This is a genomic window from Leisingera aquaemixtae (assembly GCF_001458395.1).
GTDB lineage: Bacteria > Pseudomonadota > Alphaproteobacteria > Rhodobacterales > Rhodobacteraceae > Leisingera > Leisingera aquaemixtae.
This window is the reverse complement of the sequence record NZ_CYSR01000021.1, coordinates 40,685-62,942: the sequence shown is the minus strand read 5'-3', so window position 1 is coordinate 62,942 and position 22,258 is coordinate 40,685. Positions and strand designations below refer to the sequence as shown.

Sequence of the window (22,258 nt, the reverse complement as noted above, 5' to 3'; positions counted from 1 at the left end):
ACCATGCCAGACCAGGCTTTTGATTCCGATGCCGTCCTGAAATTGCTGAAAAAGTCCAAGGCCAGCGGCAACGAACTGCCCTTTGCCTTCGGCCTGGCGGGCAAGCCGGAAAACTGCGGGCTGATGGTCGACCTGCGCAAGCCCGGCAAGGTGCTGCGCGGCGACATGAAGAAGATGCCGGGCATCAAGAAGACCTGTTTCGGCACCCTGCGGGTGGAGGAGAACGAGGTCTTCCTGCAGCCGGAAAAGCCGCTGAAGGGCATCGTCAAGCAGCTGAAGAAGCGCTTCAAGACCGAAGGCATGGTCAAGTTCAAGCCGGTGCTGGTCGGCCCTGACGGCAGCATCATCGACGAGGACAGCCTGCCGGATGACGACGCGGAAGCGCTGGAAACCAGCGCCCCGGCACAGGCGGATGGGGGCGCGGCAGCCGCGCTGAAACAGCGCGTCACCGCCGCCGCCGCGGCGGTCAAAGCGCTGGGCAATCCTGAGCTCGCGGCCAGGCTCGCCCCGGAACTCAAGGCTGGCGCCAAGCTGCTGGGGCAGGGCGATCACGACGGCTGCGCCGCCCGGCTCGACCGGCTGGAGGCGGCGCTGGCCAAGCTTCAGGCGCAGCCCGAACCGGCCCCGGCGCAATCCGGACAGGCCGCCAAGCTCAGCAAGCTGCTAGCGGCGCAGGCGGCCCGGATCAAGACCCTGCCGCCGGAGCAGGCCGCACCGCTGGCCGAGCAGGCCCGCGCCATTGCCGCCAGTCTCAAATCCGGCGCCCTGCCGGACGCCGCAGCGGGCCTCAAGGCGCTGATCAAGGCGCTGGACGCCCCGGCAGAGGCTGAGGCGCCGCAGGCAGACGTGATGGAGATTTGGCAGGCTGCCAAGGAAGACGTCGACCGCGGCGTCTCCGAGCTGCAGGCGGCGCTGCGCTCCCAGAACCACCCGGTGCTGGCGCAGATCGCCGACGCCGGGCTGGCCGGGGTCACCGACGGCAACCAGACCGCCCTGATGAAGGCGCTGTTCGAGATGAAATCCGCCACCGGCGAGGCCCGCAAGGCCGCAGCGCAGGCGCTGCTGGCCCAGATCGCGGCCTATCTCAAGTTCCTCAAGAACGATCCGGTGATCACCATGGTCGAAGACAACCCCTTTGGCGTCTCCGTCCCGGTCAAGGCGCCGCTGACCAGCGCCCTGCGGCAGATGGCGGACATCGCCAAGGCCGCCTGACAGGGCGGCCCGGCTGCGGCGCGGGGCCGGACGCCGACGCCTGACTTTGCTGATTTTCAAATTTGCTAACCACGTATGCTAACGGTTTGCAAATTTGCGATAATGTCCTTTGGCTTGGCGCCTGCGCAATATATGGTCCCGGTGACATCTACAGGGGACATGTGCCATGAAAGACATCCTTTCCGAGCTGGAAGACCGCCGCGAAGACGCGCGGCTGGGCGGCGGCCAGCGCCGCATCGACGCACAGCATGGGCGCGGCAAGCTGACAGCCCGCGAACGGATCGAGCTGTTGCTGGACGAGGACAGCTTCGAAGAATTCGACATGTTCGTCAGCCACCGCTGCACCGATTTCGGCATGGAAGACAACAAGCCCGCAGGGGACGGCGTGGTCACCGGCTGGGGCACCATCAACGGCCGCCAGGTCTATGTCTTCTCCCAGGATTTCACCGTGCTGGGCGGTTCGGTCTCCGCGACCCACGCCCAGAAGATCTGCAAGATCATGGACATGGCGGTGCAAAACGGCGCGCCGGTAATCGGCATCAACGATTCCGGCGGCGCCCGCATCCAAGAAGGCGTCGATGCCCTGGCAGGCTACGCCGAAATTTTTCAGCGCAACATCATGGCCTCCGGCGTGATCCCGCAGATCTCCGTCATCATGGGGCCTTGCGCCGGCGGCGCGGTCTACTCCCCGGCGATGACCGACTTCATCTTTATGGTCAAGGACACCTCCTACATGTTCGTGACCGGCCCGGACGTGGTGAAAACCGTGACCAACGAGGTGGTGACGGCTGAGGAACTGGGCGGCGCCTCCACCCACACCCGGAAATCCTCCGTCGCTGACGGTGCGTTTGAAAACGATGTGGAAGCCCTGGCCGAAGTCCGCCGCCTGGTCGACTTCCTGCCGCTCAACAACCGCGAAAAACCGCCGGTGCGCCCGTTCTTTGATGAGCCGGGCCGCCTGGAGAGCAGCCTGGATACCCTGATCCCGGAAAACCCCAACAGCCCCTACGACATGAAGGAGCTGATCACCAAGGTAGCGGACGAGGGCGACTTCTACGAGATCCAGGAGGATTTCGCCAAGAACATCATCACCGGCTTCATCCGTCTCGAAGGCCAGACCGTCGGCGTCGTCGCCAACCAGCCGATGGTGCTGGCCGGCTGCCTCGACATCGACTCCAGCCGCAAGGCCGCCCGTTTCGTGCGCTTCTGCGACTGTTTCGAGATCCCGATCCTGACCTTCGTCGACGTGCCGGGCTTCCTGCCGGGCACCTCGCAGGAATACGGCGGCGTCATCAAGCACGGTGCAAAACTGCTGTTCGCCTATGGCGAAGCCACCGTGCCGAAGGTCACCGTGATCACCCGCAAGGCCTATGGCGGTGCCTATGACGTGATGGCCTCCAAGCACCTGCGCGGCGACTTCAACTATGCCTGGCCGACCGCCGAGATTGCGGTGATGGGCGCCAAGGGCGCCACCGAGATCATCCACCGCGCCGATCTGAACGATCCCGAAAAGATCGCCCAGAAAACCGCGGAATATGAAGACCGTTTCGCCAACCCCTTCGTGGCGGCCGAACGCGGCTTCATCGACGAGGTGATCATGCCCCAGTCCACCCGCCGCCGGGTCAGCCGCGCCTTTGCCTCTCTGCGGGGCAAGCAGCTGAAGAACCCGTGGAAGAAGCACGACAACATTCCGCTGTAACCGCGGATGTTTCAGCGGGGGCTGTCTGCCCCCGCACCCCCGAGGATATTTTTTGCCAGAAGAAGAGGGATCCGGGAGCTTGACCCGCAGCCGTTGGCATATCATCCGCACGGACAGCAGCCTGACGCTGTCGCGCCGTCTGCCTGCGCGCTTCGACGTGGCGGCGGTGACTGCGCTGCCCGCGGGCGACCCGCTGCGGCTGGCGCATCAGATCCGTCAGGACATGTGGCGTAAGCTGCAATCCTTGCGCGGCTTTTCCCCGGTGGTGGAAATCACCGCCGAGGGGCAGGAAGTCAGGGTGCGGGCAGGCGGCCAGGTGATGGGCCGGGTGCCGTCCAATGCCGCCGGGCTTATCGCTGAGGTTCTGGAAAATGCGTCCAGCCGGGCCCGCTGGGTCCGCCATGCCGGCGGGCGGCAGGGTGCCGCGCTGCGTGATTCCCGGGCAGATGCGAAGGATTCGCACAGATTCGCGGCAAAAATTGACATGAAGGGCGAATCAGCGTCATGATCCGCTCCAGCCGATATCAGACAGCGCGCGCCACTTGCGCAGCGCCTGCAGCTCCGGCCGGAGGAGCCCGGGAAACCGGGGGCCGGGGCTGCGGATATCTGGCGGCCATCCCCTTTGCGCTCATTGCCCAGGCCGCGCTGGCCGCAGACGCCATTGCCGTGCCTTCGGGCCAGCTCGTGACCCTGGCAGAAGTGCTGCTGGACGAGGCGCCCGGCCAGCCGGGCCAGCCGCCGCAGCTCTGGGCGCGGTTCCGTTTCCTGGCGCCGCAGATCGCCCGCGGCACCGGCACCGTCAGCTATGACACCGCGGCCCCCGACATGGACCATCTGTGCGGCAGCCTGGCGCTGCCCTATCTGGCCGAACACGGGATGACCGCTGCGCGGGTGGTGATATCGCTGTCCGACCGGGAGCTGCCCTTTGGCGCGCAGGACCCGGAAGCGACCCAGTTCTTCGAGGCCTACCGCCCCGACGGCGCGGCCTGCATGTGGGAGGCTTTCTGATGCGTCCACAACATCTTGCGGGGCAAAGCTTAGATCGGCAAAAACTTGCGGCATTGCAGCCACAGCGCTGCCATTTGCCGCGATTTGGATGTGACTTGGCCGCAAACCCGGCTATCCTCAGCACGGGCAGTTGTTTGACTGCCTTCGCATTGAGGTTGAGGCATGCGGCGGGCGCAGCCCCCGCAGGTTTCACGAATTTTATCAGGAGACAGAAATGTCCAAGAGCATCAAGCTTATCGCCCTGGCCGGCCTGCTGGCCGCTGTTACCGCCTGCGCCCAGCAGGAAGAAGAGTTCGTCGTGGTTGAGCCGCAGCCGGTCTCGCAAGAGCCAGAATTCACCGGCAAGTACAACTAATCCCTACAGGGGTCCGGCCCTGCGGCCGGCCCCCGCCGCCCCGTGGGGTGCCGGACCGGAGGCACCCAAATGCTGAAACACCGCGGGTTCCCGGGCCGTATGCCCGGCACTGATTTCCAATTCACCATCCGCCGCCCCAACCCCAAAGGGGTCACGCCGCTGATCCGGCGCGAGCGCTTCCGCGACCGCAAGCACGTCGACAGGCGTGTCGACCAGACGTTCATGCAGGCGCTGTGGGAGCATTTCGGCGACCAGCCGTTCGAGCGCGGCAACCTTGATGCAGGCCGCCTCAGCTGGCTGTTCGGCCGCGAGGTGGTTCCCGCCGAAGATCCGTTTGATCCCGAAAGCTATGAGGCGCTGCTGGTCATTGACGAGGCGGTCGCACGCGCCTCCTTCCCGGAGGCGTTCAGCTGATGCAGGCGCCCCGCACGCATACCGCGCCCGCATCCCCGCAAGGCTGCTTGCGGGGCAGGGGTTTGCGCTGCGGGGCGGCCCGCCGGTCAGAAGTCCAGCTGCACCGCCAGCTGGATCCGGTCGCCGTCAAAACTGTTGCCGGAGATCGTGTCGTTGCGCTCGCCAAAGATGTACTCGGCGCTGAACGTCAGGTTGTCGGCCGGGCTGTAGAACGCATTCACGTGGATGGTCTCCAGCTCGGTGAACGACAGCGTGCCGGTCGAGGTCGGCAGATCGTAATCTTCACGCCCGTAGGCGATGCCGACGTTCCATTGGTCGTTGATCTGCTGCCGGAACTCCAGCGTATAGCCGTCGACGTCATTGGCCTGGCCGCCGGAGATGGCATCGCCAAGCCCGATCAGCAGCGGGCCGATCGCTTCGCCGGTGACATATGTGGCCTGGAACAGGCCGCCATTCCACGGGGTGATCGCCCCCGACAGGGTGACGCCGGTCTGGTCCGTCTCGACGCCGCCGCTTACGGCATTGCCGGTCAGCCCGGCAATCCGGGCGGTGACCACGTCATTGCTGTACTGCACCGCTGCGGTGAAGACCGGGTCGTCGGACGGCACCGCGCTTTCCTCGATCGACAGGCTGTAGTCGAACCCGTTGCCGAAGCTGTTGCTGTAGCGCACCTGCGGCCTGCGGGCGAAGGCGATGCCGACCGGGCCGTTGAATTCCACCGAGGCCGGGTACTGGCCGATGGGCATGAAGTTGGTCCAGGTCTGGCCGATCAGCCAGTGGTCGCCGATCTGGATATTGGCATGGCGCACCCGCAGCTCCGGGCTGCTGGAAGAACCGCCAAAGAGATCCAGTTCAAGCTGGCCCTGAAGCAGGCCGATACCGGTTTGGGTGCTGGTGCGGATCCCCAGACGCGTTTGACGGATGGTTGCGTCGAACCTGCCATCGGTGGCGTTCACCGGTTCACCGATGTTGTTCACGAATGCGCTGTCGCCCTGGATGAAGTCGAAGTCGTAAAAGAAATCGGCCTTCACATAGCCGTAGATATCGACCGACGTGCCGCCAAGCCGGAAATCGCCGGGGATGCCGCCGGCCTGCTGGTTCTCCGCCTCCAGCGCCTCGACGCGGGCCCGCAGGTCCAGCAGGTCGGACTGGGTGTCCGCCTGCGCCAGCCCGGCACTGCCGGCAAGGGCTGCAGCAGCCAGGGTGAAATGCCCTTTGAGCACTTTTTTCATGGGGTTATCCCTCCTCCTTATTTGGTGTTCTTCAAGGCTCCCATGCAGGTCAAACAGGGGGAAGTGACATCAAAGAGAGCAGCCGTGATCCACAGCGCCGCTAAAGGTGATGGAAACTCACGCTCTGCTGCCGGATTTGTGAACCCGTTCCCCAAGGCCATGCCTGGCAACCAGAATCCTGTCCCCGGCACGGGGGCCTGTTCACGCGCGGCCTTGCGCGGCAGCCGCCGCGGTTCACGGCAGCGTCGCCTGCGTCACGGATATGTGACGCCGCTGATGCGCACCCGCGGCAGCCGTCCGGCAACCGCCCGTAACGTCGGCGTGAACTTGCACACGGGTCTCGCGAAACAGCGGGAACTTGCCCAAATCCGCGGCGCTGGAATTCCGGGGCTTACAGCAGCCTTCGGGGCGTGCATCGTGAACCTGGCAGCGCAGCCACGCTGCCGTGCCGAGCATCTGTTCCGGCCCCTTCGCCTGAACGGGCAGGTACGCGACCCCATCCGCGGCCTGCCCGTCTTTTATCCCCTTCAGGCAGCGGCGGAAGCTTGCCGTTCTACCCCCCCGATGCGGCAAGCCTCCGCCCAACTGGAGGGCGGTGCATTTGCGCCGTTGCGCAACGCCCTGTTGCCTGCAAATTCCGGCGGGACAATCACGTCCCCGGAAGAAGGAACATGGACATGCGGGCAAAATCTCTTATCGCAGCGCTCTCGCTGTGCGGCCTGGCGGCGGCCTGTGGCGACACCACCGGCGAGCGCGTCGTCTACGGCGCCGGCGCGGGCGCGGCGGGCGCTGCCCTGCTCGACGCCAACCTGGTCACCGGCGCCGCTGTCGGCGTTGCCGCAAACCTCGTTTACTGCGAACAGAACCCCCGCAAATGCTGAGGCTGCTGCCGCAGCTCTGAACAGCCGCCCCGCCGGGGCCGGCCATCCTGTCGCGCTGACGCCGTGCCTGGGCTTGCCCCGGGCGCGGCGTTTTGCATTCCGGAATACCAAGAAACAAGGGACTGCCTATGTTTGATAAGATCCTGATCGCCAACCGGGGCGAGATCGCCTGCCGCGTGATCAAAACCGCGCGGAAAATGGGCATCAAGACCGTTGCCATCTACTCCGACGCCGACAAGCAGGCCCTGCATGTGCAGATGGCCGACGAGGCTGTCCACATCGGCCCGCCGCCGGCCAACCAGTCCTATATCGTCATCGACAAGGTGATGGAGGCGATCCGCAAGACCGGCGCCCAGGCGGTGCATCCGGGCTACGGCTTCCTGTCCGAGAACTCCAAATTCGCCGAGGCCCTGGCCGCCGAAGGCGTCGCCTTTGTCGGCCCGCCGGTGAATTCGATTGAAAGCATGGGCGACAAGATCACCTCCAAGAAGATCGCCCAGGAGGCTGGCGTCTCCACCGTGCCCGGCTACATGGGCCTGATTGCCGATGCCGACGAGGCGGTGAAGATTTCGAATGAGATCGGCTACCCGGTGATGATCAAGGCCTCCGCCGGCGGCGGCGGCAAGGGGATGCGGATCGCCTGGAACGACGAAGAGGCCCGCGAAGGCTTCCAGTCCTCCAAGAACGAGGCGGCGAACTCCTTTGGCGACGACCGGATCTTCATCGAGAAGTTCGTGACCCAGCCGCGCCATATCGAAATCCAGGTGCTCTGCGACACGCACGGTAACGGCATCTACCTGGGCGAGCGCGAATGCTCGATCCAGCGCCGCAACCAGAAGGTCGTCGAAGAAGCGCCGTCGCCGTTCCTGGACGAAGACACCCGCAAGGCGATGGGCGAACAGGCCGTCGCGCTGGCCAAGGCGGTGGGCTATGCCTCTGCCGGCACCGTGGAATTCATCGTCGATGGCGACAAGAACTTCTACTTCCTGGAAATGAACACCCGCCTGCAGGTGGAACACCCGGTCACGGAGCTGATCACCGGCGTCGACCTGGTGGAACAGATGATCCGCGTCGCCGCCGGCGCGGAACTGCCGCTGCGCCAGGAAGATGTGAAGCTCACCGGCTGGGCGATTGAAAACCGCCTCTATGCCGAAGATCCCTACCGCGGCTTCCTGCCTTCCATCGGCCGTCTGACCCGCTACCGCCCGCCGCAGGAAACCGCTGCCGGGCCGATGCTGGAAAACGGCAAGTGGCAGGGCAATGCGCCTGCGGGCGAGACCGCCGTGCGCAACGACACCGGCGTCTATGAGGGCGGCGAGATCTCGATGTACTACGACCCGATGATCGCCAAGCTCTGCACCTGGGCGCCGACCCGCGAAGAGGCGATCGACGCGATGCGGATCGCGCTGGACAGCTTCGAGGTGGAGGGCATCGGCCACAACCTGCCGTTCCTGTCGGCGGTGATGGACCACCCGAAGTTCATCTCCGGCGACATGACCACCGCCTTCATCGCCGAGGAGTACCCGGAAGGCTTCGAGGGCGTGGAACTGCACAGCGACGACCTGCGCAAGATCGCTGCCGCCTGCGCCGCGATGCACCGGGTTGCCGAAATCCGCCGCACCCGCGTCTCCGGCCGGATGGACAACCACGAGCGCAAGGTCGGCACCGACTGGGTGGTCAGCCTGCAGGGCCAGTCCTTTGACGTGGTCATCGACGCCGACCGCGAAGGCGCCACGGTGAACTTCCAGGGCGGCGGCAGCTACCGTGTCACCTCCGACTGGACCCCGGGCGACCAGCTGGCCACCGTGAAAGTCAACGGCGAGACCCTGGTGCTGAAGACCGGCAAGGCGACCCAGGGCTTCCGCATCCGCTCCCGCGGCGCCGACTTGGCCGTAAAGGTGCGCACCCCGCGCCAGGCCGAGCTGGCCGCGCTGATGCCGGAAAAGGTCGCGCCCGACACCTCCAAACTGCTGCTTTGCCCGATGCCCGGCCTCATTGTGAAGGTCGATGTCGAAGTGGGGCAGGAGGTCCAGGAGGGCCAGAACTTGTGCACCGTCGAAGCCATGAAGATGGAAAACATCCTGCGCGCCGAGCGCAAGGGCGTGGTGTCCAAGATCAACGCCGCGCCGGGCGACAGCCTGGCGGTCGACGATGTGATCATGGAATTCGAATAATGCATCTCGGGGCAGGCACATATGCAGCCGGGCAAGCGGGTTATCCCGCCCCTGCTGCCGTGCCTGCCCCGGCACAGGGTGCGCCATGCACCGAATCTTCAGAAAATTCTGCGACACTGCGGCGGTTTGACGACCTCAAGGTGCCGCATGACCCGTCTCCTGACCTGCCTGTTGACCGCTCTGGCGTTTCTGCCGGCCTGTGCCCTGGACAAGGAGGCGGCCCTGCGCGCCCAGCTGTCCGCCTGGGTGGAGCTGGGGGAGACGTTTTTCTTCCAAAGCTCGATGAGCTGCACCGCAGCGGTGTTCCACACCGCGGAAAACCCGCGCATCACCTCGCTGGTGAAACGCGCCCGCTCGCTCAACACCGGCATGACGATGCTGGAGACCGGCGAGCCGGTGATGTTTGCCGTGGCCGGCAAATCCCCCAACGCGGTGACAGAGGACATCATGTCCCGCGACCTGCCGCAGGGGCTGGAAGTGCTGAACTCCGGGCTGGCGGGGCTCAGCTGCATGACCGATCTGGTCAAATCGGTGTATTATCAGGCGATCCGCAATCCGGCCTCCACCCTGGTCTTCGTGCCGGAAACCGGCGCCATGGTGGTCTTGGACAAACAGGCAATGGCGCTGATCTACGTCCGCGGCAACGGCTGAGCGGACGTGCGGGGCGGGCTCACTCGCCGCGCCGCTCTTCCACTTCGCGCAGCCGGTCCGGGAATTTGTCGATGGTGCGGGACAATTCGCGCACCGTCCAGGGGTGCGGCTTCCTCAGCTTGACGCCGCCGTCCTTGCCCACCAGCACCAGCATGAAGCCGCGCGGCCGCAGCTTCTTGCGCAGTGCGGATTTGGCGGCCGGGTCGGTATCGGTCAGCACCACAACATCGCGCTTGCGCAATGCTTCGGCACCCTGCATCAGCCGCTCGATTTGCTCATGGTACCGGGGGTCCTCGGGGCTGTCGGCGAACACCACCACCGGCCGGTACGTCCACTGGAATTCCTCCAGCTCCACGTCATACCCGGGCTGGATCAAATCGGATGTGCTGCCATCGGCCGCCACCGACGCCAGCGGAAGAAAACCTGCCAAAACAACGGTTAGGATTGCTCTCATGATCTCTCCTGTCCCGTTGAATATATGCACCGCTCCGGCAAATGCGACCGCGAAGTCTGCGGCTTGGCCAAAAAATATCATCGTTAACGGGATAATGAGGGGTTGCCGGCCATGATTGTGCAATTCCCGACGACCGGGCTGCGGCCTGCGGCCCTCCAGCAGAGGTCCCGTACAACGATGAAAGTCATCCTTCACACCGGCGCGCACCGTTGCGCAACGACATCGTTCCAGGAATACATGCGCCAGAACGCGCAGCCGCTGGCCTGCCAGGGCATCGGCTTCTGGGGGCCGTACCGCACCCGCGGCGGGGCGCTGTTCCACGGCATCCAGCCCGGCCCGGCGCCTGTCACCGGCCGCGATCTGGTGCAGCGGGCCAAGGGGCGGCTGCAGCTGCAGATGGCGGCCAGCCGCGAGGCAGGCGTGCAGCAGCTGCTGGTCAGCGAGGAAAACATGCTTGGCGCGGTCCGCGCCAACCTGCGCCTCGGCGACCTCTACAGCGGCGCGGGGGAGCGTATGGCGCGCTTTGCCGAGGCTTTTGGCGGCGCGGTGACCGATGTGGCGCTGTCGATCCGCAGCCTCGACGGTTACTGGACCTCGGCGCTGGCCTATGCGGTGGCGCGCGGCCACAAGATGCCCACGGCGAACAGCCTGGACCGGCTGGCGCGGGGGGCGCGCAGCTGGCGCGACGTGATCACCGACATTGCCTGCGCCATGCCCGGCGTGCGCCTGCATGTGCTGCCGTTCGAAACCTTCGGCGCCCGGCCCGAGGCGGCGCTGGCGTCCCTCACCGGCATGGATGCCCCGCGCACCCATGCGCGGGTGCGCCTGAATGCGTCGCTCTGCCTGCAGGACCTGCGCGCCAGCCTGCCGTCCTCCGCGGCGGCTCAGCTGCCAGAGGGCACAGGCCGCTGGCGCCCCTTCACAGACGCGCAGACCGCTGCCCTGCGCGAGGCCTATGCCGACGACATGATGTGGCTTGCGGGCGGGGCGGACGGCCTCGCTGCGCTGGCACAAGACCCGGATAAACAGGCGGCGGGCACGAACCCGCCCCGTATCGCACTGACAAGAGGAAGACCTGATGACAAACAAAGACGAATGGCGGGCTCTGGCTGAGAAAGAGCTGCGCGGACGGGCTGTTGACGACCTCAACTGGCAGACGCTGGAAGGCATCGAGGTCAAGCCGCTCTATACCGAAGACGACACCAAGGATCTGCCCCACATGGGCACGCTGCCCGGGTTCGGCCCCTTCACCCGCGGGGTGAAGGCCACCATGTACGCAGGCCGCCCCTGGACCATCCGCCAGTACGCGGGCTTCTCCACCGCGGAGGAATCCAACGCGTTTTACCGCCGCAACCTGGCTGCCGGCCAGCAGGGCGTCTCGGTCGCCTTCGACCTCGCCACCCACCGCGGCTATGACAGCGACCACCCGCGCGTGGTCGGCGATGTCGGCAAGGCCGGCGTTGCGATTGACAGCGTTGAGGACATGAAGATCCTGTTCGACGGCATCCCGCTTGACAAGGTTTCCGTCTCGATGACCATGAACGGCGCGGTGATCCCGGTTCTGGCCTCCTTCATCGTCGCAGGCGAGGAGCAGGGCCACGACAAATCCCTGCTTGCGGGCACCATTCAGAATGACATTCTGAAGGAGTTCATGGTCCGCAACACCTATATCTATCCGCCGAAACCCTCGATGCGGATCATCTCGGACATCATCGAATACACCTCGAACGAGATGCCCAAGTTCAACTCCATCTCGATCTCCGGCTACCACATGCAAGAGGCCGGCGCGAACCTGGTGCAGGAGCTGGCCTATACCATCGCGGACGGGCGCGAATACGTGCGCGCCGCGATCGACGCCGGCATGGATGTGGACAAATTCGCTGGCCGCCTGTCGTTCTTCTTTGCGATCGGCATGAACTTCTTCATGGAAATCGCCAAGCTGCGCGCCGCCCGCACCCTGTGGCACCGGGTGATGACCGAATTCGACGCCAAGTCCGAACGCTCCAAGATGCTGCGCACCCACTGCCAGACGTCGGGCGTCAGCTTGCAGGAGCAGGACCCCTACAACAACGTGATCCGCACCGCGTATGAGGCGATGTCGGCGGTCCTCGGCGGCACCCAGTCGCTGCACACCAACGCGCTGGATGAGGCCATCGCGCTGCCCACCGACTTCTCCGCCCGCATCGCCCGCAACACCCAGTTGGTGCTGCAGGAGGAAACCGGCGTCACCAACGTGGTCGATCCGCTGGCCGGCTCCTACTACATCGAAAGCCTCACCAACGAACTGGTCGAAAAGGCCTGGGCGCTGATGGAAGAGGTTGAGGAGATGGGCGGCATGACCAAGGCCGTCGAGTCCGGGATGCCCAAGCTGCGCATCGAGGAATCGGCCGCCCGCCGCCAGGCGATGATCGACCGCGGCGAAGAGGTGGTCGTCGGCGTCAACAAGTACCGCAAGGACAAGGAAGACCCGATCGACATCCTCGACGTGGACAACCACGCGGTGCGCGAGTCGCAGATCGCCCGCCTTGAGACGATGCGCAAGACCCGCGACGAAGCCGCCTGCCAGGCTGCTTTGGAAGAACTCACCCGCCGCGCCAAGGAAGGCAGCGGCAACCTCCTGGAAGCCGCAGTCGAAGCCGCCCGCGCGCGGGCCTCAGTCGGAGAGATCTCCATGGCAATGGAAAAGGAATTCGGCCGCCACCGCGCCGAGGTGAAAACCCTGGCGGGCGTCTACGGCGCTGCCTACGAGGGCGACGAGGGCTTTGCCGCGATCCAGAAGTCGATCGAGGACTTTGCCGAAGAAGAGGGCCGCCGCCCGCGCCTGCTGGTTGTGAAAATGGGCCAGGACGGCCACGACCGCGGCGCCAAGGTGATCGCCACCGCCTTCGCCGACATCGGTTTCGACGTCGACGTCGGCCCCTTGTTCCAGACCCCGGAAGAAGCCGCCCAGGACGCCATCGACAACGATGTGCATGTGATCGGCATCTCCAGCCAGGCCGCGGGCCACAAGACCCTCGCACCGCAGCTGGTCGAGGCGCTGAAGGCCGAAGGCGCAGGCGACATCATCGTGATCTGCGGCGGGGTGATCCCGCAGCAGGACTACGAGTTCCTGTATTCCAAGGGCGTCAAGGCCATCTTCGGCCCCGGCACCAACATCCCGGAAGCGGCCCAGGACATCCTGCGCCTGATCCGCGAAGCGCGCCCTTAAGCAAACAAAGGGCCTTGCGGGGCAGGGAGGCTCTCCCGCACCCGCAGGGACCCGCCCTTCGGGCCGCCCCCTTGGCGGCTTTGGGTCCGGCAGCCCGCCCCGATGGGGCGGGCTGCCTGCATCGCACGCCGGATGGCGTGCGATGCCGCGCCCAACGGGCGCGGATGTGCCAAAGGCACAAGCCGCCGCCGGGCGGGAGATCCTGTTTTTCAGAGGCTTGATGCTGCCAGCCGCAGCTGTTCGCCGGGGCGGCGGCGCCATGGCTTGGCAAATCTGTGCGGCGGTGGTTGAGTGGCGCCATGCTGCGCTCCAAACGCCCTCAGATCCTCACCGGCATGGCCCTCGGCGCCCTCTGGGGCGTGCTGGTCACCGGCCTGCCGCAATGGCTGGGCCTGCCCTATATCCCGGCCCCCATCGCTTTGCCCGGCGCCTTCCTCGCGCCCGGTCTGGTGCTGGCGCTGATCATCGGCCGCCTGGCGCAGCGGCGGTTCTTTGATGATACCATCATTGACGGCGATCCCTTCACCCCCGGCTCCGCGGCGGAAATCGACCAGCGGGTGCTGGCCAACACCATCGAGCAGCTGGCGCTGGCGCTGGCCCTCTGGCCCTTTGCCGCCGTCACCCTGGGCGGGGCGGTTGCCATCGCCCTTGGCCTGTCCTTTGCGCTGATGCGGGTTCTGTTCTGGGCGGGCTACCACCTGTCGCCGCCCTTACGCGGGCTGGGGTTTGCCGGGACGTTTTACCCGACCGTGATTGCCGGGGTCTGGGCGCTGGCAATGTGGCTGTGAGGCTTGCGCCCGGAAACAAGCCGCAGGCGCCGTGCGGCCACCATTTCCCGCCTTGCGCCCCGCCGCAGCGCCGCTAGTCTCACGCGCAAAAGGGGAGGGCGGATATGATACTCGATCACCTGGCCGTGGCCGGCACAACGCTGGAGGAGGCCGTTGTCCATACCGAAGAAGCCCTCGGCATTCCCTTCGGCCCCGGCGGCTCCCACGCCCGCTATGGCACCCATAATCGGCTGACCGGGCTGGAGGATGGCCTCTATCTGGAAGCCATCGCCATCGACCCCGACGCCCGGCCGCAGGAGCAGCCGCGCTGGTTCAACCTCGACCAATTCACCGGCCCCGCACGGCTCAGCAACTGGATTCTGCGCAGCGAGGACCTGGAAGCGGAGAAACCCCTGCTGCCGCCCCATGCGCAGCGCCACGTGCAGATGCAGCGCGGGGACCTCAGCTGGCTGATGACGGTGCCTGCGGACGGTCTCTTGCCCTTTGACAATCTCTTCCCCGCGGTCCTTGAATGGCAGGCAGAGCCGCCCGCCGCCAGGCTGCCGCAATCGGGCTGCCGCCTGCGCCGCCTGATTCTCAGCCACCCGGAGGCCGCCGCGCTGCAGGCAGCGCTGGACCGCATCCTCAGCGACCCGCGCGTCAAGGTGGAGCCGGGCGCGCCCGCCATGATGGCGGAGTTCAGCACCCCGCATGGAACCAGGCTGCTCAGATGATCGTCCGCCCCGCAACCGACGCCGACGCCGAGGCCGTCTGCGCCATCGTCAACTGGGTGATCCGCGACACCCTGGCGACCTTCAACACCATTGAAAAGACGCCGGAGCAGGTGCGCGGCCAGATCGCCGCCAGCAACGGCGCCTATCTGGTGGCGGAGCAGGACGGCAGCATCCTCGGACACGCGCACTATTTCCCGTTCCGCTCCGGCCCCGGCTACCGCTTCACGGCTGAGCACACCATCCACCTGCTGCCCGCGGCACAGGGGCAGGGGGCAGGGCGGGCGCTGATGCAGGCGCTGGAAGCCAGGGCAAAGGAGGCGGGGCTGCACGTTCTGATCGCCAGCGTCAGCAGCGCCAACCCCGGCGCCATCGCCTTTCACGCCGCTCTGGGCTACGCGGAGACCGCCCGGATGCCGGAGCTCGGCTGCAAGAACGGCCTTTGGCTGGACACTGTTTTCATGCAGAAAATCCTGACGCCGGGCATTCCCGCCCCTGACAGTTCCGTCAATCCCGGATAGGCTGAGCCCATGTCACTTTGGACCCGCATATCCGACGCGCTCTCCGCGCTTGCCGCAGGCGAAGGCCTCAGCGAAGTCTTCGACCGCCTGCGCGCCCCGCCCGAGCGCACCGTGGCCTTTGCCATTGCCGTCATTGCGCTTGGCGCCAAGATGGCCAAGGCCGACGGCCAGGTCACCAGGGACGAGGTCACCGCCTTCCGCGAGGTGTTCCAGATCGCCCAGGACGACGAAACCGGCGCGGCGCGGGTGTTCAACATGGCGCGCACCGATGTGGCCGGCTACCAGGAATACGCCCGCCGCATCCAGAAGATGTTTGCCGACGACCCGACCACGCTCTGCGATCTGATGGAGGGGCTGTTTCACATCGCCATGGCCGACGGGTTCTATCATCCCGGCGAGAATGAGTTTCTGGAGGAGGTGAGCCGCATCTTCGGCCAGTCGCCGCAGCAGTTCCAGGCGCTGCGCGCCCGGTTCGTGCCGGATGCGCCCAAGGATCCCTACACGGTGCTGGGCGTCAGCCCGGAGATGAGCAAGGAAGACATCCGCAAGCACTGGCGCAAGCTGGTGCGCGACACCCACCCGGATGCGATGATCGCCCGCGGCGTGCCGGAAGAAGCGGTGCGGCTGGCGGAAAAGCGGATGAGCGACATCAACCGCGCCTGGGATGAAATCAGCGGGTGCGGCGGCAATGCGGCTGGCCACGTATAATATCGAATGGTTCGCCTATCTGTTCGATAAGAACGACCGGCTGATGCTGGACGGCAAGCCGTCGGGCGTTTACGGCGTCGACCGCTATACCCAGGGGCGCGCGATTGCCCATGTGCTGCGCCGCCTGGACGCCGATGCCGTGATGGTGATCGAGGCCCCCAACACGGGACGCACCCAGCGCACCACCCGCGCGCTGGAGGCTTTTGCGGCAGAGGCCGGGCTGCGCGCCTGCGAGGCGGTCACCGGGTTCCCCAATGACACCCATCAGGAGATCGCGCTGCTTTATGATCCCGAAGTGCTGGATGCGGTGCATGACGCCCGCGCCAGCGCCGCCGCGCCGCAGTTCAACGGCGTGTTTGAGATCGACCTCGATGTGGACGACCAGCGGGACACGGTTGCCTTCTCCAAACCGCCGCTGGAGCTGGCAGTCACCACCCGCGGCGGCACCCGGCTGCGGATGATCGGCGCGCATCTGAAGTCCAAGGCGCCGCACGGGGCCAGCGCGCCGGAGGAGATCACCGCGCTGTCCATCGCCAACCAGCGCAAGCAGCTGGCGCAGGCCAACTGGCTCCACCTGCGGGTGGCGGACCATGTGGCCGCGGGCGAGCATGTGGTGGTGCTGGGCGATTTGAACGACGGCCCCGGCGCCGACGGCTACGAAGAGCATTTCGGCCAGTCCTCGATCGAGATCGTGCTGGGGGATCTGCTGAACGACCCCCACGCGCAATCCCTGCTGCAGCCGCGCGCCACCTCGCTGCCCAGCACCTCGCGGTTCTACAACTCTGACTCCAAACGCTATTTCCCGGCGCTGCTGGACTATGTGATGATCTCGCACAGCCTGATGCGCTTTGACCCGCAGTGGCGGATCTGGCACCCGTTCGAGGACGCCGAATGCTACGCCGACGAGGAGCTGCGCGACGCGCTGCTCAACGCCTCCGACCACTTCCCGGTGACGCTGGATATCGCGCTGGAGTGAGGGAGGGGGGCTGCGGGCCGGTTGGCGGGGAGGGGCGGTGAGTTTTGGGAAGCCTAGGGCAGTGAAAGGGGGCTTCGAGCCCAGAGTGACTGATGCTGCGTCGTTGATCAAATTCTGGTTTGGGTGAAAGCGGACAAAGGGCAACTTTTCGTCAATCAGCCCCAGTGTGGTTTCTCTTCCACCAATCACGCATGGCGTAAAACACATCTTCCATGTCTTTCGCGAGGGGGGTTGCGCTGTATTCAACACGTGGCGGGACCTCGGGAAAAATTTTGCGTGTTATCAGCTGATCGCTTTCGAGCGCTCTCAATTGATTGGTCAGCATGGTTTGGCTCACGCCGTCCAAGCGCCTTTTAAGTTCGCCGAACCTCTGGGTTCCGTCAAATACCAGTATTTGCAGGATAATCAGTTTCCATTTGCCGCCAACGAGTGAGACGATGTCCGGCATCGGACAAGGAAGCTGACACAAGCCCGCAGCGGTTGGTGGTATCGGTTGAAGGTTGTCGGTCACAATCGGTCTCCGCTTCCAATAGTACAAGAAAGCATACTACCCCAAAAAATACTGCCTACTTGTATAAGTGCACTTATCCAATAGTTACAGCGCAACCGTCAACACTGGCGGGCTAGCAGATGGGAAATACAGTTATGACGATGACACAACTCAGCTTGATTGACCGTATTGAGAGCATTCTTGCAAATTGGGGTGCGGAAGGCAGCGGGCAACCCGGCGAAGACGCTTGGAAAGCACTGGCCAAATGCCCAAACAACCAACCCGTCACCTTAGTGAACTTCTTCAAGATGCGTGACAGCGCGCTCTATCCCAAGGACTTTGCAGCAGCCCAGAGCAATATTTCAGGACAGGAAGCATTCCAGCGATATGCAGCCGTGAGTATGCCAAGCCTCGAAAAGGTCGGAGGCAAATTTCTGTTGGTTGCGCCCTTCGGCAAGACATTCATCGGGACCGCTGAAGAATGGGATCTGGTCGCAATCGGGTCTTATCCAAATCCCAGTGCGCTGCTTTCACTCTTTGAATTGGAGGCTTACCGGGAAGCCTATATTCATCGAATTGCGGCCTGCAGCGATCAAAAAGTGTCGCTTTGTCTAGGGTAGGCTACCTGACATTGTTAAGGCATCCGGCACACGCCTGGTCCACCACTGAATAATACGATGTTTGGAGACGATCTCAGGCAAGAGATTACGTTAACGGTAGCGCTAATCGATGAAGCTGACTTTCAGGTAATCGCGTGAACTTCGGCTCCGTCCCGCACGTCCCCCCGCCAAACCCACCCCTTGTTCCGCCCCCCTCTGTTCGCGCAGCGCAGGCGGCCCTATATTAGCCCCATGAAACAGATCCTTCTGCCCGCCGCCCTGATCGCCCTCATCTCCAGCCCGCTCGCCGCCCAGGACGCGGAGGCGGAGGACAGCGGCCCCTCGCTGATGGAGCGCGGGGCGGAGCTGTTCTGGGAAGGCTTGCGCCAGGAGATGGCGCCGGCGCTGGAGGGCCTGCAGGGCATGATGGAGGAGGCCGGCCCCTCGATGGCTGAATTCCTGTCCCGGATGGGGCCTGCGCTGGCCGGTATCGCCAAGGAGGTGGAGGACTGGAGCGCCTATGAGATGCCCGAAATTCTGCCCAACGGCGATATCATCATTCGCAAGAAGCCAAAGGACAACGCGCCCGCCGCCAAGGACAGCGAGGATGAGGAAGGCGTTACCGAGATCTGACGCCCCCGCCCGGCTTATTCCGCCCCTGCCTCTGCTTCCGCATCCGGGGGCGGTGCGGGCTTGCTGAACTTCAGGTCGATCTCCGCCTCCAGCGCCTTGCCCAGCGACTGCAGCCGGGCCTCGGCCACCTCGCCGTACAGCGGCCGCGCCGCGTCCGGCAGCTCCACATGCAGCACCCGCTTGCGCGGCTGCCAGCGCAGCGTGCCGATGTTGCCGTTGCCGGTCATCATCATCATGGCGCCAAACCGCATCGCCTTGCCCAGCACCTCGGCCTCGTGCTGGCCCTTCTCGTCCAGCAGGCCATAGAGGTATTCGAAACTGCTGCCGCGCCGCTTGTTGCTGTAGCGGTGCAAGAGCGCCAGGCCCAGGAACACCCGCTCCGAATGCTTCAGCCCGCCCAGGTTGGCGCGGGTGGCATTGTCGAAACAGACCTCGGCGCGGTAGTCGGGATGCGCCCGCCAGCTGACGTCATGCAGCAGGCAGGCGGCCTTGACCAGCCGCCGCTTGCTGTGCCGGGCGCCGCTGAACAGCGGGCTCACGAAATCATAGAGCGTCTTGCCGAAGCCCGGCACCCGCGCGTCCTTCATCTCGGCAAAGCGGGAGGCTTCGATCAGCGGGTCGCGGGCGCGCAGCCGCTGCGGCATCTGCTCGTACAAAAGCCCCTCGCGGATGCCATAGCTGGAAACCGCGATGTCCTTGGGCTTGAAGGTCTTGACCAGCCGGGTCAGCACGTCGATCGCATAAGGCACCAGCGACATCCGGCTGGCAGAAACGCCGCAGGCGTCGCGCAGCTTGTCGAGGTTGCGGGTCTCGATATAGCGCGCGGTCTCGCGCACGTCCTTGGCCGACATCCGGTATTCATGCAGCACCTTCAGCGGATAGCCGCGCCGGTGCATGTCGATGCGGGCAATCGCGCGCCAGCTGCCGCCGACCAGGAACAGCCGGTCGCGCTGGGTGCCCATCTCTTCCTTCAGCTGCTCGATGACGTCGCGGATGTATTCCTTGCGGCCCCTGCGCCCGCCCTTGACGTCGCACAGCTTCAAGGGCCCCAGCGGCGAGGTCACCCGGCGGCCCACGGTGTTTTCCTGGATCTCCGCCAGCTCCATCGAGGAGCCGCCGATATCGCAGACCAGCCCATAGGCACCGGGCCAGCCCAGCAGCACGCCCTGCGCCGACAGCCGCGCCTCTTCGCGCCCGTCGATCACGTGGATCTTGAGGCCGGTCTGGCGCAGCACTTCCGCGCAAAATTCCGGCCCGTCCTCGGCGTCGCGCACCGCGGCGGTGGCGACGGCGGACAAGGGCGGCAGCCCCATGCCCTTGGCCAGATACTGGAACCGGTGCAGCGCCGACAGGGCGCGGGCGCGGCCCTCGGGGTTCAGGCGGCCCGAATCCGACAAGCCCGCGCCAAGCGCGCACATGATCTTTTCGTTGTAGAAATAGGCCGGGCTGCGGGCGGCGCCGTCGAACACCACCAGGCGGACCGAGTTGGAGCCGACATCGACCACCCCCACGCGGGACAGCGCCCGGGCGCCGGGGTCGTGAAAGATCGGACGCCCGAAGGGGCCCCAATCGGTGCTGGCGGCGGCGGGGTCCTGGGTGACGTTCATGAGGGCTCCGTCTTGCAATCCGCGGTCAGGATCGCCGAAGGGCGGGCAGGGGTCAACCGCTTGCGGCTGCGTCATTTTCCGTTTCCTTCTCCCGGCTTTCCGACAGCACCCGCACCGCCAGGGGCCGGGTCAGGCTGCGTTTTTCGGCCAGCGACAGGTGGTCCAGCCGCCGCACCATCTGCGCCGCGGCGGCAAAGGAGCGGTCCATATGCGCCACCAGGTAGGGAATCACATCGGGCTTCGGCGTGATCTGGCGGTCGTTGAACAGCTTGGCCAGCACCACCGCCAGCAGCTGGTCGTCCGGCGGCTGCAGCTCGGCGTGGGTGGCGGCCTGCACCCGGCTTTGCAGGTCGGGCAGGGTGAGGCCCCAGAGATTGGGCGCGGGCTGGCCGGTCATCACCAGCGCATGGCCCTGCGCCAGAACCAGATTGTGCAGATGGAACAGGGCGTTCTGCCGCTCAGGGTCGGCAGCGATCTGCGGCACGTCCTCCACCGCGATCGGGCCGTGCGACAGCTCCGGCACCGCCCCGGCTGTCAGCTTTGCGGCGGGAATGATGCGGGCGCCCGTCTGGCTGGCCCAGACATGCGCCAGATGCGACTTGCCGGCACCCTTGGGGCCGGTCAGCACCAGCTTGCCGCTGGGCCAGGCAAACTGCGGATCCAGAAGCGCCACCGCCATCGCATTGGAGGGCGCGACAAAGAAATCCTCCCGCCCCAGCGCAGGTTTCGCCGGGAGATCAAAACTCAGCTGATGTGCCATCTGGTTTATTCCGTTCCCGCGTCCCGGTGGCCCTGGCCCTGATACAGGCGGCTGTCCAGGTACTGCTCGGTCACAAAGCGGGCAACCACCCCCAGCGCCGCCGCCACCGGCACCGCGATCAACATCCCGACAAAGCCGAACAGGGCGCCGAACACCGACAGTGCCAGCAGCAGCCAGACCGGGTGCAGCCCGACCGAGTCGCCCACCAGCTTGGGCGTCAGGAAGTTGCCCTCGATCACCTGGCCGACGACAAAAATCAGCGCCACCAGCCCGATCGAGACCCAGTCGCCCCAGAACTGGAACAGCGCCAGCCCAATCGCCAGCGCGCCGCCGATCAGCGCGCCAAGATAGGGAATGAAGGTGACCAGCCCGGCAATGAACCCGACGGCGAGGCCAAAGTTCAGCCCCACCAGCATCAGCGCCACCGCATAGTAGGTGCCAAGGATCAGGCAGACCGTGCCCATGCCGCGGATAAAGGACGCCAGCGCCGCGTCGATGTCACCGGCCAGGCGGCGGATCACCGGCTGGTGGTCGCGCGGCAGCAGCTCGTCGATGCGGGCAATCATCCGGTCCCAATCCAGCAGCAGATAGACCGCCACTACCGGCACGATCACCAAAAGCACCACCACATTCAGCAGCGAGACCGCGGAGCCTGCCACCGATTGCAGCACCTGCACCGCGCGCGACTGCAGGGTCTCGGCGAGGGCGGAGATCGCCTGGTGAATGCGGCTGTCCTGTTCAAAGACCGCCGGGAAGCGGTCATTGACGAAGTTGCGCGCATCGCCGATCAGCTTGGGCAGCACATTGGCAAGGTCGATCATCTGGTAGATCAGTGTCGGCACCACCACCAGAAGCAGCAGCACGAACACCACCAGCGTGCCCACCGTGATGGTCGCGGTGGCGCCCGAGCGGCTCATGCCCCAGGCCTCCAGCCGGTCGGCAATCGGGTCGATCATATAGGCAATCGCGGCGCCCAGGATGAAGGGCAGCAGCACATGGCCAAGCGACCACATCACCACGGCAAAGACCAGGGCGGCAACGCCCCAGTATTTAAACTGTTTCTTTGCTGGTAGCGCCATGATCAGACAACCCGCCCTTGGCCCGTTTTGGTTCAGGATCCTTGGCGGTAGTCTTCCCTGATGGGGCGGGCGCTTGCAAGGGCCGCGGGCAAATCGCCT

General features: G+C 65.3%; 24 protein-coding genes. 18 read left to right on the top strand and 6 right to left on the bottom strand.

From position 1 onward, the window contains the following. Positions 1 to 3: 3 nt before the first annotated feature. The 6 genes from PHA8399_RS08845 to PHA8399_RS08825 all read left to right on the top strand — a co-directional run bounded on the left by PHA8399_RS08845 (position 4) and on the right by PHA8399_RS08825 (position 4,688). Entirely contained in the window at positions 4 to 1,212 is a 1,209-nt protein-coding gene (locus PHA8399_RS08845; RefSeq protein WP_058285791.1) for a hypothetical protein, read from the top strand. Positions 1,213 to 1,378: 166 nt separating this feature from the next. Then, positions 1,379 to 2,911, top strand: coding sequence for an acyl-CoA carboxylase subunit beta (locus PHA8399_RS08840; RefSeq protein WP_058285790.1), 1,533 nt, complete (start codon positions 1,379 to 1,381; stop codon positions 2,909 to 2,911). Positions 2,912 to 2,990: 79 nt separating this feature from the next. Further along, entirely contained in the window at positions 2,991 to 3,419 is a 429-nt protein-coding gene (locus PHA8399_RS08835) for a hypothetical protein (RefSeq protein WP_058285789.1), read from the top strand. After that, positions 3,416 to 3,919: a DUF6497 family protein gene (locus tag PHA8399_RS08830; RefSeq protein WP_058285788.1), complete on the top strand. Its 504-nt coding sequence runs from the start codon at positions 3,416 to 3,418 to the stop codon at positions 3,917 to 3,919. Before PHA8399_RS08835 ends, PHA8399_RS08830 begins: the two co-directional genes overlap by 4 nt. A gap of 214 nt (positions 3,920 to 4,133) precedes the next feature. Beyond that, complete coding sequence (locus tag PHA8399_RS22645; protein ID WP_008556504.1) at positions 4,134 to 4,274, top strand: hypothetical protein; 141 nt, start codon at positions 4,134 to 4,136, stop codon at positions 4,272 to 4,274. Positions 4,275 to 4,343: 69 nt separating this feature from the next. Continuing rightward, positions 4,344 to 4,688 (top strand): hypothetical protein, encoded by a 345-nt coding sequence (locus PHA8399_RS08825; RefSeq protein ID WP_058285787.1) that lies wholly within the window; start codon positions 4,344 to 4,346, stop codon positions 4,686 to 4,688. A gap of 86 nt (positions 4,689 to 4,774) precedes the next feature. Here the strand turns inward: PHA8399_RS08825 and PHA8399_RS08820 are convergent, their stop codons facing one another. Further along, positions 4,775 to 5,920 carry a DcaP family trimeric outer membrane transporter gene (locus tag PHA8399_RS08820; RefSeq protein WP_058285786.1) on the bottom strand — a complete coding sequence of 382 codons (1,146 nt, stop codon included), beginning with the start codon at positions 5,918 to 5,920 and terminating at the stop codon, positions 4,775 to 4,777. Positions 5,921 to 6,597: 677 nt separating this feature from the next. On the opposite strand from PHA8399_RS08820, the gene PHA8399_RS08815 reads away from it, so the two are divergent. From PHA8399_RS08815 to PHA8399_RS08805, 3 genes are all read left to right on the top strand, one after another. Then, a complete protein-coding gene (locus PHA8399_RS08815; protein WP_008555836.1) occupies positions 6,598 to 6,801 on the top strand; it encodes a hypothetical protein in 204 nt (67 codons plus the stop codon). Positions 6,802 to 6,929: 128 nt separating this feature from the next. Further along, the gene (locus PHA8399_RS08810) at positions 6,930 to 8,975 is read left to right on the top strand and encodes an acetyl-CoA carboxylase biotin carboxylase subunit (protein WP_058285785.1); all 2,046 of its coding nucleotides are present in this window, start codon (positions 6,930 to 6,932) and stop codon (positions 8,973 to 8,975) included. 147 nt (positions 8,976 to 9,122) lie between these two features. Further along, positions 9,123 to 9,626 (top strand): hypothetical protein, encoded by a 504-nt coding sequence (locus PHA8399_RS08805; RefSeq protein ID WP_058285784.1) that lies wholly within the window; start codon positions 9,123 to 9,125, stop codon positions 9,624 to 9,626. 19 nt (positions 9,627 to 9,645) lie between these two features. On the opposite strand, the gene PHA8399_RS08800 is transcribed toward PHA8399_RS08805, so the two are convergent. Continuing rightward, the gene (locus PHA8399_RS08800; RefSeq protein ID WP_058285783.1) at positions 9,646 to 10,080 is read right to left on the bottom strand and encodes a DUF4174 domain-containing protein; all 435 of its coding nucleotides are present in this window, start codon (positions 10,078 to 10,080) and stop codon (positions 9,646 to 9,648) included. 177 nt (positions 10,081 to 10,257) lie between these two features. On the opposite strand from PHA8399_RS08800, the gene PHA8399_RS08795 reads away from it, so the two are divergent. The 7 genes from PHA8399_RS08795 to PHA8399_RS08765 all read left to right on the top strand — a co-directional run bounded on the left by PHA8399_RS08795 (position 10,258) and on the right by PHA8399_RS08765 (position 16,991). Then, positions 10,258 to 11,193 carry a hypothetical protein gene (locus PHA8399_RS08795; RefSeq protein WP_058285782.1) on the top strand — a complete coding sequence of 312 codons (936 nt, stop codon included), beginning with the start codon at positions 10,258 to 10,260 and terminating at the stop codon, positions 11,191 to 11,193. Then, positions 11,159 to 13,288, top strand: a complete 2,130-nt coding sequence (scpA, locus tag PHA8399_RS08790; RefSeq protein ID WP_058285781.1) for a methylmalonyl-CoA mutase — start codon at positions 11,159 to 11,161, stop codon at positions 13,286 to 13,288. Before PHA8399_RS08795 ends, scpA begins: the two co-directional genes overlap by 35 nt. A gap of 299 nt (positions 13,289 to 13,587) precedes the next feature. After that, entirely contained in the window at positions 13,588 to 14,076 is a 489-nt protein-coding gene (locus PHA8399_RS08785) for an MAPEG family protein (protein WP_058285780.1), read from the top strand. 104 nt (positions 14,077 to 14,180) lie between these two features. Continuing rightward, positions 14,181 to 14,789 carry a VOC family protein gene (locus tag PHA8399_RS08780; protein WP_058285779.1) on the top strand — a complete coding sequence of 203 codons (609 nt, stop codon included), beginning with the start codon at positions 14,181 to 14,183 and terminating at the stop codon, positions 14,787 to 14,789. Next, positions 14,786 to 15,307 (top strand): GNAT family N-acetyltransferase, encoded by a 522-nt coding sequence (locus PHA8399_RS08775; protein WP_058285778.1) that lies wholly within the window; start codon positions 14,786 to 14,788, stop codon positions 15,305 to 15,307. The genes PHA8399_RS08780 and PHA8399_RS08775 overlap by 4 nt, the downstream gene beginning before the upstream one ends. A gap of 9 nt (positions 15,308 to 15,316) precedes the next feature. Continuing rightward, positions 15,317 to 16,015, top strand: coding sequence for a molecular chaperone DjiA (locus PHA8399_RS08770; RefSeq protein ID WP_058285777.1), 699 nt, complete (start codon positions 15,317 to 15,319; stop codon positions 16,013 to 16,015). Continuing rightward, entirely contained in the window at positions 15,996 to 16,991 is a 996-nt protein-coding gene (locus PHA8399_RS08765) for an endonuclease/exonuclease/phosphatase family protein (protein WP_058285776.1), read from the top strand. The genes PHA8399_RS08770 and PHA8399_RS08765 overlap by 20 nt, the downstream gene beginning before the upstream one ends. A 151-nt stretch (positions 16,992 to 17,142) precedes the next feature. Here PHA8399_RS08765 and PHA8399_RS08760 read toward each other — a convergent pair whose 3' ends face one another. Then, entirely contained in the window at positions 17,143 to 17,502 is a 360-nt protein-coding gene (locus tag PHA8399_RS08760; RefSeq protein ID WP_244270181.1) for a winged helix-turn-helix transcriptional regulator, read from the bottom strand. 134 nt (positions 17,503 to 17,636) lie between these two features. Here PHA8399_RS08760 and PHA8399_RS08755 point away from each other — a divergent pair, with 134 nt between their 5' ends. Both PHA8399_RS08755 and PHA8399_RS08750 read left to right on the top strand, forming a co-directional pair. Further along, the gene (locus PHA8399_RS08755; RefSeq protein ID WP_058285775.1) at positions 17,637 to 18,101 is read left to right on the top strand and encodes a DUF1330 domain-containing protein; all 465 of its coding nucleotides are present in this window, start codon (positions 17,637 to 17,639) and stop codon (positions 18,099 to 18,101) included. Positions 18,102 to 18,332: 231 nt separating this feature from the next. Then, complete coding sequence (locus PHA8399_RS08750; protein ID WP_058285774.1) at positions 18,333 to 18,713, top strand: hypothetical protein; 381 nt, start codon at positions 18,333 to 18,335, stop codon at positions 18,711 to 18,713. 14 nt (positions 18,714 to 18,727) lie between these two features. Here PHA8399_RS08750 and PHA8399_RS08745 read toward each other — a convergent pair whose 3' ends face one another. The 3 genes from PHA8399_RS08745 to PHA8399_RS08735 are packed head-to-tail and all read right to left on the bottom strand — an operon-like array spanning position 18,728 to position 22,159. Beyond that, positions 18,728 to 20,320, bottom strand: a complete 1,593-nt coding sequence (locus PHA8399_RS08745) for a Ppx/GppA family phosphatase (protein WP_058285773.1) — start codon at positions 20,318 to 20,320, stop codon at positions 18,728 to 18,730. A gap of 52 nt (positions 20,321 to 20,372) precedes the next feature. Then, entirely contained in the window at positions 20,373 to 21,080 is a 708-nt protein-coding gene (locus PHA8399_RS08740) for an HdaA/DnaA family protein (RefSeq protein WP_058285772.1), read from the bottom strand. Positions 21,081 to 21,085: 5 nt separating this feature from the next. Next, a complete protein-coding gene (locus PHA8399_RS08735; protein ID WP_058285771.1) occupies positions 21,086 to 22,159 on the bottom strand; it encodes an AI-2E family transporter in 1,074 nt (357 codons plus the stop codon). Positions 22,160 to 22,258 lie beyond the last annotated feature (99 nt).